This is a genomic window from Streptomyces sp. NBC_00457, from assembly GCF_036014015.1.
Taxonomy (GTDB): domain Bacteria; phylum Actinomycetota; class Actinomycetes; order Streptomycetales; family Streptomycetaceae; genus Streptomyces.
Genome location: NZ_CP107905.1, coordinates 4,164,512 through 4,176,987, shown reverse-complemented (window position 1 = coordinate 4,176,987; position 12,476 = coordinate 4,164,512). Strand labels below are relative to the sequence as shown.

Here is a 12,476-nt window from a genome sequence, read left to right as displayed (position 1 = left end):
GACGATGACCGCCACCTCGACCTGGGGCGTGCCTCCCCGTCTCGCCCTGACCCTCGGCGCCACGTCCGTCATGGTCGCCGCCACCCTGCTGGCCCCGACGCATGCCCGCGCCGCCGACGGCCCCAGCGTCCCGCCGGGCACCGAACCCTCCGCTTCCGCGCCCGTCGAGGTCGACCCCAACGACCCCGATCTCAAGCTCCCGGAAGGGGCCACGCTCGCCGCACCCAAGGTGCTGGACATCAAGCAGGTCGTCGAGGACCAGAGCGGCGACGAACGCCGGGAGGACACCAACGCGGACGTGAAGTTCGCGCTCCAGGCGGAGGTCCTGTTCCCGAAGGACAGCGCGAGACTGACGGGCGAGGCGAGGTCCCGCCTCTCCGCGATCGCGGACGAGATCAAGACCCAGAACGCGACACGGATCCGCGTCTTCGGCTTCACGGACAACCTCGGTTCCTCCGCCCACGGCGACGTCCTCTCCAAACAGCGCGCCAACGCCGTACAGGAAGTCCTGGACGAGGAACTGAACGACCCCAACATCACCTTCGAGGTCCGCGGCTACGGCGAGCAGTACCCGATCGCCTCGAACGCCACGGAGGAGAGTCGCAGGAAGAACCGACGGGTGGAGGTGACCTTCCCCCGCTCCGAGAACTGACCGTGGGGCCGCCCGCTTCTTGGCCAGTGGGTCCGAGCTGGCCCTCCGCCCCTCTTTTGGGTGATGGCGCCAGGGCGAGTTTCGAAGTAGTTTCAAAGTTGTGGGTACCGAGAATGCAGCCGTGAACTTCTCCGAGCTGGTGAACAAGAACAAGCAGACGCTTGCCCGGCTCCAGGAATCGCCGAGACTGCTCCTGCACCGCAGAGATGGCGAGGACCTGGTCCTCACCACGGCGGCGAGGGCCGAGCAGGACCAGACCGTGGTGTCGGCAGCCACCCGAATGCTCGCCGCGATGGCGCGCCGGGAGCCAGGCAGCATGGAACTGCTCCTCGACATACTGCCGGACGCCTTCCCGTGGGTCCGTTTCCTGCCCGAGCCGGATCTCCACGCCTTCGCCGTCGAACTGGTCGACACCATGCGTGCCGCCGACTCGCTCGGCAACAGCGCGTCCGTCGCCCAACTGCTCATCGCCTGGCAGCACACCGCCGAGGTCTACTCCGACCCGGAACTGCTGGCCGCGCTGACCAGGGACCACGGCGACGACTACGGCCCGGTACCGGACCCGCGGGGCGCCGCATGACCGCGGGCCGTGGCGACCGCGCCGCACCACCGGCACCAGAGGGCCACTGGGAAGTCCGCTTCGCGGACGCGGCCGCCGCCAAGGGCTGGGAAAGCCTCGCCCAACAGGCCCGAGAGAACACCTACCGCGCCTGGATCGCGTGCGGGGATCGTGGCCCACGCGGGCGTACTGCTGGACGTGTTCCGCGTCATTGACGACGACTACGCGATGGCCATGACCGTCGCCGAACTGCTGCGCGACGGTGTCACCTGCGGTGTCGCCGCAGCCGTACATGTCGCGCGACCGAACCCGATGCTTCCCGACGGAGCACTGGTTGCCACGGTCGCACCGGAGGCCTATGCCGGGCTGCATGTCGGGGTCATGGACCTGAACCGCTGACAGGCGTGTGGACTCCAGCGCCTGCCTCGATCTGGACGGCACCGGCCTTCAAACCGACTTACTGCTGTGCCGAGTAATGACACGCCTGGGCTGAGAACCGTCGTGGCTGCAGGTGCCCAACTGGCTAGGCTGGTCGTTCGCTTGTGCGATGACCGGTGATGTCTATGACGGGGGTGGCCAACGTGAGCACCGATGCGTTGCTGCAGGCGCGGTTGGCGGATCTGGCGGCGTCCGGGCGGGGCGACCTGCGGGCGGTGGTGGGGGAGTTCCGGCGCGGTGAGGTGCTGGTGCCGGTGGTGGACGGGGCGTTGTTGTCGCTTGAGGCGGGCGGTATCCGCTGGTTGTTGGTGTTCACGGGTGATGCGGCGCTGGAACGTTTCGCTGGGGCGCGGGGGGTGACTGTGCCCGAGACGGTGGCGGTGTACGGGGCGCGTTTGCTGGATCAGGTGATCCCAGAGGCGGCGCAGGTGGGTGGGCCGGTGGGGATCGCGGTGGATGCGGGGAGCGAGGCGGGGATGGTGTTGCCTCCGGTGGCGGGGATCGTGCCGGACGCGGTGGCGCTGGACGCGCAGGGGGCGAACCTGTGAGTGGGGGTGGTTACCAGGTCGATCCGGAGGCGCTGGCGCGGATCACCCGGGGCATCAACCAGGCGATGGACGAGCTCAAGGAACTGGGCTTCGACATCGAGGCGAACCTGGGCCGCGGCTTCGAGGAGCTGGAGCTGGCGGGTCTGGAGGTGGGGGACGCGAACCTGCGGCAGGTGTTCGCCGACTTCTGTGAGCGGTGGGGCTGGGGCGTGCGCTCGCTGATGCAGGACGCGAACGAGTTCGCGGGGCGGCTGAATCTGTCAGCGGGGATCTATCACGAGCAGGAGGAGTACGTCTCCGGCACCCTGAAGACGGCCTGGACGGCGGCCGCGGGCAACCCCTACCTGACGGCGGAGGAGGCCGGGCAGCGTTCCTGGTCGGACACGCTGAAGGACAACACCGTCTCGCACGTCGCCGGCGCGGATTACAGCGCGGAGTCCTTCGCGGCGGGCGGCCAGGCGGCCCAGCAGGCCTGGGCGCAGGCGGCGCAGGACGTGGAGAGTTCGACGGTGACCCCGGACGCACTGCTCGACCCGGACACGGACTGGCAGTGGAGCGGCCCACCCGAGGCCCAGGCGTCCGGTGAACAGGCGTCCGGGGAGGCTGAGCGCTGATGGGCATAGGGGATGCGCTCAACAGCCTCGGGGACGGCCTGGAAAGCGCCGTCGACGGCGCGAAGGAGGGCGTCGGCGAGGCCGTCAACTGGGGTGCGGACCGGGCGGCGGACGGCCTGTCGGCGGTCGGCGCGGACGGCGTGGCGGAGGGGGTCCGCGACTTCGGCGAGGGGGTGAACAACCGGCTGGGCGGCGACGTCGCCGAGCGCGGGCTGGGCGAGAGCGAGGACCCGAAGGAACTGGTCCACGGCAGCCCGGAGGCGCTGGAGGCGCGGGCGAGGCATCTGCGGGACTTTGCCCGGGCGTTCGAGAACGTCGGCCAGGGCATGCGGTCGCTGGGCGCGGGGGATGGCTGGCAGGGGCAGGCAGCGGACGCCTTCCGGGCGAAGTTCGAGATGCAGCCCAAGCAGTGGCTGACCGGCGCCGACGCCTGCGGGGCGGCGGCCGGGGCGCTGGAGGCGTACGCGGACACGGTGCGCTGGGCACAGCGGCAGGCGCAGGTGGCGATCGACGCCTTCCGCTCCGCGCAGGAGGCATACCGCCAGGCGGCGGACGCGCACAACGCCCGCGTGGACGCGTACAACCAGGCCGCCGACCGCTACAACACCGCGCTTGCGGCAGGCCGGGATCCGGGCCAGAGGCCGACCGAGCCCGGCGCCTTCACCGACCCGGGGGTGGCGGGCCGACGCGAGGCCGGCGAGATCCTGGCCGAGGCCCGCCGCCAGCGCACCGACGCCGCCCGCGACGCACAACGCCGGATCGCCACCGCCCTGCAGACGGCCCCGCCGAAGCCGGAGTTCACCGACCGGCTCGGCGCGAACGCCGCGGACGCCTTCGTCGGCACCCAGCTGAACTCGGTCCATGTGATGGGCGGCCTGCTCAAGGGCGGCGCGGACATGGTCAAGCTGGCCCGCACGGTCAACCCCATGGACCCCTACAACCTCACCCACCCCGGCGAATGGCTGGGCCACTCCAACATGCTCCTGGCCGGCCTGGTCGGCACCGCCGCCCACCCCGAACGCCTGCCGATGTCGGTCCTGGGCAGCGGCTGGCGCAGCGATCCCGGCGATGCGATGGGGTACCTCGCCTCGAACCTGATCGGCGGCAAAGGAGCGGGCGCCGCGGGGAAGGGGGCGCTGCGCGGGGCCGCCAAAGGGGCGGCGACGGGAACAGCCCGGGAAGGTGTCCGCGCCGGACTGCGAGACGTCGCGCGGAAGCTGTGGTGCAAGACCTTCGGCGGCGACCCCATCGACATGGCCACCGGCCGCATGTCGCTGCCCCAGACCGACGTCACCCTGCCCGCCAGGCTGCCCCTCGTCTTCACCCGGCAGTTCGAGTCCTCCTACCGGTCCGGCCGCTGGTTCGGCCCCACCTGGACCTCCACCGCCGACCAGCGCCTGGAGATCGACGCCGAGGGCGTCATCTTCGTCCGCGAGGACGGCTCCCTGCTGGCGTATCCCCACCCCGCACCCGGCGTGCCGGTGCTGCCCGTGGACGGCGACCGCCACCCGCTGACCGTGAACGAGTGGGGCGACTACACGGTCACCGACCCCGAATCCGGCCGCACCTGGTACTTCGCGGCCCCGGGCGGCGACGGCAACGGCATCGCCCTGCTGGAACAGATCACCGACCGCTCGGGCAGCCAGTGGCTCACCTTCGAATACGACGAGCAGGGCGCCCCGACCGGCATCGTCCACTCGGCCGGCTACCACCTGAAGATCACCACCGAGGCAGGGCGCATCACCGCCCTCCACCTGGCGGACACCGACCACGCCACCGAACTGGTCCGCTTCGGCTACGACGACCAAGGCCACCTGTCGGCGGTCACAAACTCCTACGGCACACCGACCCGCTTCACCAACGACAATCTGGGCCGCATCACCGCCTGGACCGACACCAACAACTCGTCGTACCACTACACCTACGACGAGCAGGACCGCTGCACCTTCCAGACGGGCGACGCGGGCCACCTGCGCAACACCTACACGTACGACGAGACAGCCCCGGAGACCGGCCACCGGATCATCACCGCGACCAACTCCCTCGGCCACACGACCCGCTACCTGGTCAACGACCGTTTGCAGGTGGTGGCGGAGACCGCTCCGGACGGCGCGACGACCCGCACGACCTACGACCGCAACGACCGCCCGCTGACCATCACCGACCCACTCGGCCACACGACCGGCTACGCCTACGACGGGGCAGGCCGCATGCTGATGGTCGTCCGCCCGAACGGCCGTTACACCAGCGTCGGCTACAACGACCAGGGCCTGCCGGTCTCCATACGCAGCGCCGACGGCACCCACATCACCCAGCAGTTCGACGAGTACGGCAACCTCACGCGGGTCACCGACGCCTATGGCGCCCCGACCCGCTTCACGTACGACGACCTCGGCCACCTGGCGGCGACAACGGACGCCACGGGCGCGACGACCACCGTCTGCTGCAACCCGGCGGGCCTGCCCCTTGAGATCGTCGACCCACTGGGCGCCACCACCCGCTACGAGCGAGACGCCTTCGGCCGCCCAACGAAGGTCACGGACCCCATGGGCTCGATGACCCGCCTGGAATGGACGGTCGAGGGCCGCCTGTCCCGCCGCATCGCCGCCGACGGCACCACAGAGTCCTGGACGTACGACGGTGAAGGCAACTGCACCAGCCACACGGACCCCATGGGCGCCGTCACCCGCTACGAATACACCCACTTCGACTTGCTGACGGCCCGCACCGGCCCGGACGGCGTCCGCTACACCTTCGACCACGACACCGAACTACGCCTGACGAAGGTCACCAACCCCCAAGGCCTGACATGGAGTTACGAGTACGACCCGGCAGGACGCCTGGTCACGGAGACAGACTTCGACAACCGCACCCTCACATACGCGTACGACACAGCTGGGCGTTTGGCCTCACGCACGAATAGCCTCGGCAAGACCATCACCTTCGAACGCAATGAACTCGACCAACTGACCCGCAAGGATGCGGCGGGCCAGATCACGACATACGCGTACGACACTACTGACCAGTTGGCCCAGGCCACCGGCCCGGACGGCACCACTCTGACCGTGCTGCGGGACCACTTCGGCCGCGTCCGCTCCGAGACGGTCGATGGCCGCGAACTGACACACACCTACGATGAAATGAGCCGCCGAGTCGGCCGTACAACACCGGCCGGCGCGACGACCACGTGGTCGTACGACGCGGCGGGCCGCCGAACCGACATGGTGGCGTCGGGCCGCACCATCAACTTCACGTACGACGTTGCGGGCCGCGAACTGACCCGCCACATAGGCGAAACGGTCGCTCTTCAGCACTCCTTCGACGCACTCGGCCGCCTGACATCCCAATCGGTCAGGGGCGCGGACAACCACACGGTCCAGTCCCGGTCGTACACCTACCGCGCCGACGGCATCCTGACCGGCATCAACGACCAGCGCTCCGGCTCCCGTCGCTTCGACGTGGACGAGGCGGGCCGGGTGACGGCCGTCCACGCCGTGAACTGGACCGAGCGGTATGCCTATGACGAGGCAGGAAACCAGACGCAGGCCTCCTGGCCGGAGACCCATCCGAGCCAGGAAGCGACAGGCACCCGCACGTACACCGGCACTCGCATCACCCGCGCAGGCAACGTCCGCTACGAACACGACGCCGCCGGCCGCATCACCCTCCGCCAGAAGACCCGCCTGTCCCGCAAACCCGACACCTGGCACTACGAGTGGGACCCCGAGGACCGTCTCACCTCGGTTACGACCCCGGACGGCACCCGCTGGCGCTACACCTACGACCCCCTGGGGCGCCGCACCGCGAAACTCCGCCTCGCCGATGACGGTGAGACGGTCGTCGAACGGGTGGATTTCACCTGGGACGGCACCACTCTGTGCGAACAGACGACGACATCCTCAGACCTGCCCAACCCGGTCACTCTCACCTGGGACCACCAGGGGCTACGCCCCATAATCCAGACCGAACGCATCACCGCAGCAGGAGCCCCGCAGAAGGAAATCGACTCCCGCTTCTTCGCAATCATCACCGACCTGATCGGCACCCCCACCGAACTCGTCGGCGAACAGGGCGACATCGCCTGGCGCACCCGCAGCACCCTGTGGGGCACCACCGCCTGGGCCGCCAGAAGCACGACTTACACTCCCCTCCGCTTCCCCGGTCAGTACTTCGACCCCGAAACCGGCCTCCACTACAACTACTTCCGTCACTACGACCCCGAAACCGCCCGCTACCTCACTCCCGATCCTCTTGGACTCACCCCCGCACCCAACCCCACCACCTATGTCCACAACCCCTTGGAGGAATTTGATCCTGAAGGACTCATTCCTTGTCGTCAGAATGTGGCGGATGATTTCAATGTCCCACGCAGAGCTGTGGTTGAGCCCCGAGTCGTATATCGAGGAGATGCACGCCCTCCCGAGGAAGTATTCCAAAACGGTTTCACTCCGAAGGGAATCAATGAGGACATCGGCAAATATGCACTCCATGACACTCCTTCCAACTGGGTTGGCACAAGCAAGAGTGCCAGCCAGGCAGGCAATTTCCCGCAGTCGGCTCAAGGCCGCGGCACCTGGGTGTACGAGATACGTGGCGCCGGGTACGGTGTAGATGTGAACCGGGCACTAGGTGGCGCCATTCGTTCCTGGATAAAAGGAACGGGCTTCCCTTCCGAACGAGAGGTTATTTTCAGGAACATCGATCCGAGCAATATTGCTCGCGCGGAACGATGGCGCTATGGAATGCCAACAGGAGAGATCATCGAGAACCCAGGGTACACAGGATGAACGAAGAGATCCCAATCCGTGTCCAACTTGACGGCCAGGAAAATACATGGAGGATGCTGGTCGAAGGAGATGGCCCATGGAACCTGCGCCTGGAATCTCCCGATGCGATTGAATCAACAGCAAGCGGCAACAATGTATTTGAAGCGCTGCGGTCCATGCGAGCCGAACTCTCTTCACGGCATATTGTCATATGCTGCAATGGGGCGCGGCCCGATGTGCGACCTTCGGGCCTTTCAGCATCACATGGCGCTTGGATGGTCTACGTTCTGCACATGTGGCGCCCATCGACAGTGCGCGATCTCGTTCCAATCTTTGGCTACGCGCCACCCGGCAAGATCGCCTCAGTGGAGGAGCAGGATGCCTACTGGGAACGCCATCTTAAGAACAGGAAAAATGCACTGAACTTCGTCAACCCAATTTGGTGGATTTATTTCCTGACATCCTCACTCGGGAAACCTAAGCAGCAAAAGTTCCCAGCATGACACTTCCCCGTACTCCGCACCCTCCGCGCTCTGAGTCGCAATACAACCCGTCATCCCGCAGGTCAGCGGACCCGTCTCTGTAAGATCCAATGAGACGGGAACAGACAGGCGCGGGCGGCTTCCCCGATGGCACTTGCTGTTTGAGGAAAGTCATTCATGATGCACTTTGAAGATCTATCCCCATACCAATATATCAGCGTCTCCGTCCCGTGCGGAGTGACGGCCGTCAACGTAGGATGGTTGGAAGCGCGCAGGGATTTTCCTCAAGAGGATGTCCCTGAAGAATTCATCGACGCTCTGTCCAGCATTGTGAAGTCCCATCGCCAAGCGAAAACGCGTGGATAGCACAGGTGTCAACTCCCCCACGCGGGAGATGAGGCAGCCTACCCCGCAGCTGTTGAAATTGACGGCCAGTGGGTCTCGCTCGGCGGAGCGGAAGTTCGAGTTGTTTCGGCGCTGGGGTTTGGATGATCGCCCCGGATCTGATCCTCCACTATGTGGCAGATCACTCATACCGACCGCCAGAGGATTTCATTGAGGCCGTGATGAGGAAACGTATCGCTCCCTCTTCGTGAAGTTTCATGGAGTGCGCCGCGCGCACCATAATCGGAACGCGGGGACGGATGTCGAGGCGAGCGAGGATATCCACAGCAACAGGAAGACGAGCGGCTCCCACCGTCCCGCAACGTCGCTTCCGTAGGTTGGGCGGCCCTTCCCCGCGAAAGCACGGCACTGCAAAGCAGGGGCGGCCAACGCCGGCCCTACAGCAGATGGTCGGCCTTCCCGGCCTTGATCTCGAGGATGAGGTTACGCAGGGCTTCCCGGCTGTCAGTAAGGTGGCGATCTTCCTGCCCCGCAACGGCGATGTAGGCGTTGCCCTCGGAGTCGGTGCCTATGCGGAAGCAATTGTTACCTTCGGCGCAGAACGGCTCTTCCCAGGTGATCTCGGTCATGGTGGAAGCTCCTCAGAGTTGGCTGGCGATGCTGTGGATGAAGTCCCGTGAGGCCTGCGGTGCCAGTGAATTGGCGTGCCACCAGTCCATGTGGGCACGGTACTTGGCGAGTTGGGCGTCCGCGTGGGTGAATTCGCCGCCGTGCGCGGAGTCGAGCTGCACAGTGTCGAGTTGGGGCACCGCGCCGTCGGCGTACAGCACTGCGTGGCCCGCCCCAGGGAAGGCGCCTACCTCGACTGGGAGGACCCGCAACTCGACGTTCTCCCGCTCCGATACCTCGCACAGGTGCGTCAACTGCTCCCGGGTCGCGCGTAGGCCACCGAACTGCATGTGCAAGGCCCATTCGTGGACGTACGCGATGTACTGGACAGGGGTGTCCCGTTCCAATACCTGCTGTCGCCGCATGCGCTGGGCCACCCGCAGTTCCACCTCCGACGTCGGCAGCGGCGGCAGGGCCGAGTCGAAGATGGCGCGGGCGTACCCGCTCAGCTGCAGCAGCCCGGGTACGTGCACGGTCTGGTAGCTGCGCAGCCGGACGGCGTGCCACTCCAACTCGGCGACATCGAGGAGACCTTGGGGCAAGTTGCCCCGATACTGCTCCCACCAGCCCTGCTTGCGGGAGTCGGCCATCGTGGCCAGCGCGTCGACGTAAGCCTGGTCGGCGCACTCGTAGTTGCTGGCGAGTGTCCGGACGCGGTCGGGGGAGATGGCGCGGACGCCTGACTCCATGTTGGACACCTTCGTACGGTCCAGCCCGAGCAGCCCGGCGGCGTACTCCGTGGTCTGTCCGGCTGCGAGCCGCATCTTGCGCAACTCGGCGCCCAAACGCCGTTGGCGCTCGGTGGGCGTGGACCGTGTGGGCATTGCGCCCCTCCTCCGCAAGTGGTCGGCGTCAGTCTGCCTCCTTGCCCGCCCCACGGTCCAACCGTTGGGAGGCAATAAATCGAAGCATGTGGCACGTGTGCCACCTTGTGCTCTACATTCAGTGACGGGTCGACTACGAACCAGCCGACCTCTCCGCCGTACCGGAAGCGCATCGCGCGAGCCTGCCCGCAATCTCCTCCCCTGGGAGGGGTGGGCCCGCGTCAGGGAGACAGGCCACCGGACGGAGCCCCAATCCACCGGCGCACCAAAGGAGTTGCCGCCATGCCCGAAACCTTCACGACCTGCCCGCCCACACCCGGCACCGACCTGCATCCCATCCCGCCCACCCCGGAATCCCTGGCCTACAGCCTCACCCTCCCTGCCGCCCCCCAAAGCCCGTCCATCGCCCGCGCGGCCACCCGCACGATCCTGCGGGCCCACGGCCTGGAGGACGTAGCCGAAGCAGCCGTACAGGCAGTAAGCGAACTCGCAGCCTGCGCCTGTCGTTTCACCACAGCAGCGGAGGTCTACGTCTCTCTCCGCTACAGGGAGGACGCCCTCCGCGTGATCCTCTACGACGCCCACCCCCGTCACATCAACCCCCGCCTCTCCGCCGCCTGCGACGCCCGACGTCGCGCCTCCCTCCGCCTGCTGGCCTGCGTTGTACGCACCTGTGACGGCGACTGGGGCTTCGGGGAGGCCCGCGAGCCGACCGGCGGTACGCGTATGTGGGCGGTCCTGCCGCGACAGGGGGCCCGCACGTATCTGAGCGAAGGTCGCACGGATGGGTGACGCGGCTCGCGAAACGGGAGGCTTGCCTCGTGGCGGTGCCTACGTTCCACTGGTGGGATCGGGAGGAGCTGTGAACCACGCACGCTGGAAGCTGTCGCGTGAACGGAAGGCCGCCAAGGGTTACGTCGAACCGCCCGAGGTGATCGCCGAGCGTGAGCAGATTCGGCTGGCTCACGAACTGGGACAGCTGGTGCACGACCGGCGTGCGGCTCTGAGGCTGACGCAGGGTGGTTTGGGGGGAGCGACTGGGTGTGACCGCCGAATGACGTGGAGGCCATCGAGCTGGGCGGCATGCTTCCCATCACTGCAGACCTGCTGGTCAGGCTGGCGGTAGCGCTGGAGGTCGCGGTGGACCTGCATGTCGTCGCCGACGGGCGTAACACCGTGGTGTTCGAAGAGCGCGTTGCGTAGCAGCAAGCAGCACGGCCACACCGGACTGCGTCAGCGTGATCCGTTACCGGATGTCGTGGTCGGGGTGCGTCTCGTCGTACTCACGACGAGCCTCCGCAATGACTCCCCGATGGCTGAGGGACCAGTCGGCGAGTGCCTTGACCAGGTGGGTCAGGCCGGCCCCGGTGTCGGTCAGGCGGTAGTCCACGTGGGCCGGGACGGTGGGGTAGACGGTGCGCAGGACGAGTCCGTCGCGTTCGAGTCTGCGCACGGTGAGCGTGAGCATGCGCTGGGAGATGCCGTCGATGGCGCGCTGCAGTTCGCGGAAGCGGCGTGGCCCGCCGGCGAGTTCGACGATCACGAGTACCGACCACTTGTCGCCGATCCGGTCCAGGACATCGCGGATCCCGCAGTCCGGGTGGTCTTCGCGCCCGCAGGGGTCGAGGTCGGCGGGTGCGGTGGTTACCTCGGTGTGCGTGGGTGACATCAAACTGCCTTCTTGTGGCCGGTATGCGGGCGGTTCAGGATCAAGCGTAGTTACCGAAGAGAACCACCGACGGAAGACTACGACTGACATGATTCTGGTGACCGGAGCGAACGGGAACCTCGGCTCTGCCACTCTCGCGGCGCTGCACGCCCGCGACGCGACAGCGACAGGCGGCAGCCGCACTCCGAACGGCGAGTTGCGGCGGCTCGATTTCGACGATCCCTCCGGCATGGACCTCGCCGGTGTGTCCACCCTGGTGCTGATCTCCGCCGGCTATGCCGAAGACGACCAGGTCATCGGGCGGCACGCCGCCGTGCTGGACGCTGCCGTCCGCGACGGCGTCCGGCATGTCGTCTACACGAGCCTGACCGGTGCCGGTGAGCACCTCGGTTTCGCGCTGGCGCACCGCGCGACCGAACGGCTCGTGCACGCTTGCGGTTTGCATTGGACGGTTCTTCGCAACGGCCTCTACGCCGAACTCTTTGGCGGACTCCTGATGTGGGCCGACGGCGGCGTGGAGTCCGCGTTCGGCGACGGCGCCCTGGCCGCGGTCGCCCGGGCCGACCTGGCCGAAGCCGCCGCGGTCGTCGCGGCGGATCCGGTCCCGCACAGCGGCCGCACCTACGACCTCGTCGGCACGCCGATCACGGCAGCGCAGGTAGCCGACCGCCTCGGCGTCCCGCACCGCACCATCGGCCTGGCCGAGTACCGGCGCAGGCTCCTCAGCCAGGTGCCGGAGCTCCTGCCGTTCCAGCCACCCATGCTCGCCTCGATCGCGACCGGCATCAGGCATGGCTTTCTGGGCAACACCAGCCCCGACCTGGCTGACATCCTTGGCCGTCCACTCGACGACCCACTGGCTACGGCTGTCGCAGCCGCGGCGGCCACGAGACCGTCGGCAGGTGGATGA

At 67.3% G+C, this 12,476-nt stretch carries 15 protein-coding genes; 12 read left to right on the top strand and 3 right to left on the bottom strand.

All coding sequences use genetic code 11. The features are described 5' to 3' along the window. Positions 1-4: 4 nt before the first annotated feature. The 9 genes from OG828_RS18780 (at position 5) to OG828_RS49560 (ending at position 8,655) form a co-directional block, all read left to right on the top strand. Positions 5-652, top strand: a complete 648-nt coding sequence (locus OG828_RS18780; protein ID WP_328438789.1) for an OmpA family protein — start codon at positions 5-7, stop codon at positions 650-652. Positions 653-752: 100 nt separating this feature from the next. Beyond that, entirely contained in the window at positions 753-1,232 is a 480-nt protein-coding gene (locus OG828_RS18775; protein ID WP_210577088.1) for a hypothetical protein, read from the top strand. Between the two features lie 177 nt (positions 1,233-1,409). Continuing rightward, positions 1,410-1,610 carry a hypothetical protein gene (locus OG828_RS18770; protein WP_328438787.1) on the top strand — a complete coding sequence of 67 codons (201 nt, stop codon included), beginning with the start codon at positions 1,410-1,412 and terminating at the stop codon, positions 1,608-1,610. 182 nt (positions 1,611-1,792) lie between these two features. Beyond that, positions 1,793-2,197, top strand: coding sequence for an SseB family protein (locus OG828_RS18765; RefSeq protein WP_328357832.1), 405 nt, complete (start codon positions 1,793-1,795; stop codon positions 2,195-2,197). Further along, the gene (locus OG828_RS18760; RefSeq protein ID WP_328501778.1) at positions 2,194-2,811 is read left to right on the top strand and encodes a hypothetical protein; all 618 of its coding nucleotides are present in this window, start codon (positions 2,194-2,196) and stop codon (positions 2,809-2,811) included. The genes OG828_RS18765 and OG828_RS18760 overlap by 4 nt, the downstream gene beginning before the upstream one ends. Further along, positions 2,811-7,598: a putative T7SS-secreted protein gene (locus tag OG828_RS18755; protein WP_328501777.1), complete on the top strand. Its 4,788-nt coding sequence runs from the start codon at positions 2,811-2,813 to the stop codon at positions 7,596-7,598. Before OG828_RS18760 ends, OG828_RS18755 begins: the two co-directional genes overlap by 1 nt. Further along, positions 7,595-8,080: a hypothetical protein gene (locus tag OG828_RS18750; protein WP_328501776.1), complete on the top strand. Its 486-nt coding sequence runs from the start codon at positions 7,595-7,597 to the stop codon at positions 8,078-8,080. Before OG828_RS18755 ends, OG828_RS18750 begins: the two co-directional genes overlap by 4 nt. A 156-nt stretch (positions 8,081-8,236) precedes the next feature. Continuing rightward, a complete protein-coding gene (locus OG828_RS49565; protein WP_443062417.1) occupies positions 8,237-8,425 on the top strand; it encodes a DUF7919 family protein in 189 nt (62 codons plus the stop codon). A 122-nt stretch (positions 8,426-8,547) separates the two neighbouring features. Beyond that, complete coding sequence (locus OG828_RS49560) at positions 8,548-8,655, top strand: DUF7919 family protein (RefSeq protein WP_443062416.1); 108 nt, start codon at positions 8,548-8,550, stop codon at positions 8,653-8,655. 186 nt (positions 8,656-8,841) lie between these two features. Here the strand turns inward: OG828_RS49560 and OG828_RS18745 are convergent, their stop codons facing one another. Both OG828_RS18745 and OG828_RS18740 read right to left on the bottom strand, forming a co-directional pair. Beyond that, the gene (locus OG828_RS18745; protein WP_328501775.1) at positions 8,842-9,033 is read right to left on the bottom strand and encodes a hypothetical protein; all 192 of its coding nucleotides are present in this window, start codon (positions 9,031-9,033) and stop codon (positions 8,842-8,844) included. A gap of 12 nt (positions 9,034-9,045) precedes the next feature. After that, on the bottom strand, positions 9,046-9,897 hold the full coding sequence (locus tag OG828_RS18740; RefSeq protein WP_328501774.1) for a helix-turn-helix domain-containing protein: 852 nt from the start codon (positions 9,895-9,897) through the stop codon (positions 9,046-9,048). A 282-nt stretch (positions 9,898-10,179) separates the two neighbouring features. Here OG828_RS18740 and OG828_RS18735 point away from each other — a divergent pair, with 282 nt between their 5' ends. Further along, positions 10,180-10,689: an ATP-binding protein gene (locus tag OG828_RS18735; protein ID WP_328501773.1), complete on the top strand. Its 510-nt coding sequence runs from the start codon at positions 10,180-10,182 to the stop codon at positions 10,687-10,689. Positions 10,690-10,956: 267 nt separating this feature from the next. Next, entirely contained in the window at positions 10,957-11,100 is a 144-nt protein-coding gene (locus tag OG828_RS18730; RefSeq protein ID WP_328501772.1) for a hypothetical protein, read from the top strand. 43 nt (positions 11,101-11,143) lie between these two features. Here the strand turns inward: OG828_RS18730 and OG828_RS18725 are convergent, their stop codons facing one another. Beyond that, positions 11,144-11,566 (bottom strand): winged helix-turn-helix transcriptional regulator, encoded by a 423-nt coding sequence (locus tag OG828_RS18725; RefSeq protein WP_328501771.1) that lies wholly within the window; start codon positions 11,564-11,566, stop codon positions 11,144-11,146. An 88-nt stretch (positions 11,567-11,654) separates the two neighbouring features. Between OG828_RS18725 and OG828_RS18720 the strand changes: the two genes are divergently transcribed. Then, positions 11,655-12,476, top strand: coding sequence for an NAD(P)H-binding protein (locus OG828_RS18720; protein WP_328501770.1), 822 nt, complete (start codon positions 11,655-11,657; stop codon positions 12,474-12,476).

What these genes read in the sequence shown, in the direction of transcription:
- OG828_RS18780 (WP_328438789.1), top strand. Translation starts at nt 5, where the DNA reads ATGACCGCCACCTCGACCTGGGGCGTGCCTCCCCGTCTCGCCCTGACC.
- OG828_RS18755 (WP_328501777.1), top strand. Translation starts at nt 2,811, where the DNA reads ATGGGCATAGGGGATGCGCTCAACAGCCTCGGGGACGGCCTGGAAAGC.
- OG828_RS18750 (WP_328501776.1), top strand. Translation starts at nt 7,595, where the DNA reads ATGAACGAAGAGATCCCAATCCGTGTCCAACTTGACGGCCAGGAAAAT.
- OG828_RS49565 (WP_443062417.1), top strand. Translation starts at nt 8,237, where the DNA reads ATGATGCACTTTGAAGATCTATCCCCATACCAATATATCAGCGTCTCC.
- OG828_RS49560 (WP_443062416.1), top strand. Translation starts at nt 8,548, where the DNA reads ATGATCGCCCCGGATCTGATCCTCCACTATGTGGCAGATCACTCATAC.
- OG828_RS18745 (WP_328501775.1), bottom strand. Translation starts at nt 9,033, where the DNA reads ATGACCGAGATCACCTGGGAAGAGCCGTTCTGCGCCGAAGGTAACAAT.
- OG828_RS18740 (WP_328501774.1), bottom strand. Translation starts at nt 9,897, where the DNA reads ATGCCCACACGGTCCACGCCCACCGAGCGCCAACGGCGTTTGGGCGCC.
- OG828_RS18735 (WP_328501773.1), top strand. Translation starts at nt 10,180, where the DNA reads ATGCCCGAAACCTTCACGACCTGCCCGCCCACACCCGGCACCGACCTG.
- OG828_RS18725 (WP_328501771.1), bottom strand. Translation starts at nt 11,566, where the DNA reads ATGTCACCCACGCACACCGAGGTAACCACCGCACCCGCCGACCTCGAC.
- OG828_RS18720 (WP_328501770.1), top strand. Translation starts at nt 11,655, where the DNA reads ATGATTCTGGTGACCGGAGCGAACGGGAACCTCGGCTCTGCCACTCTC.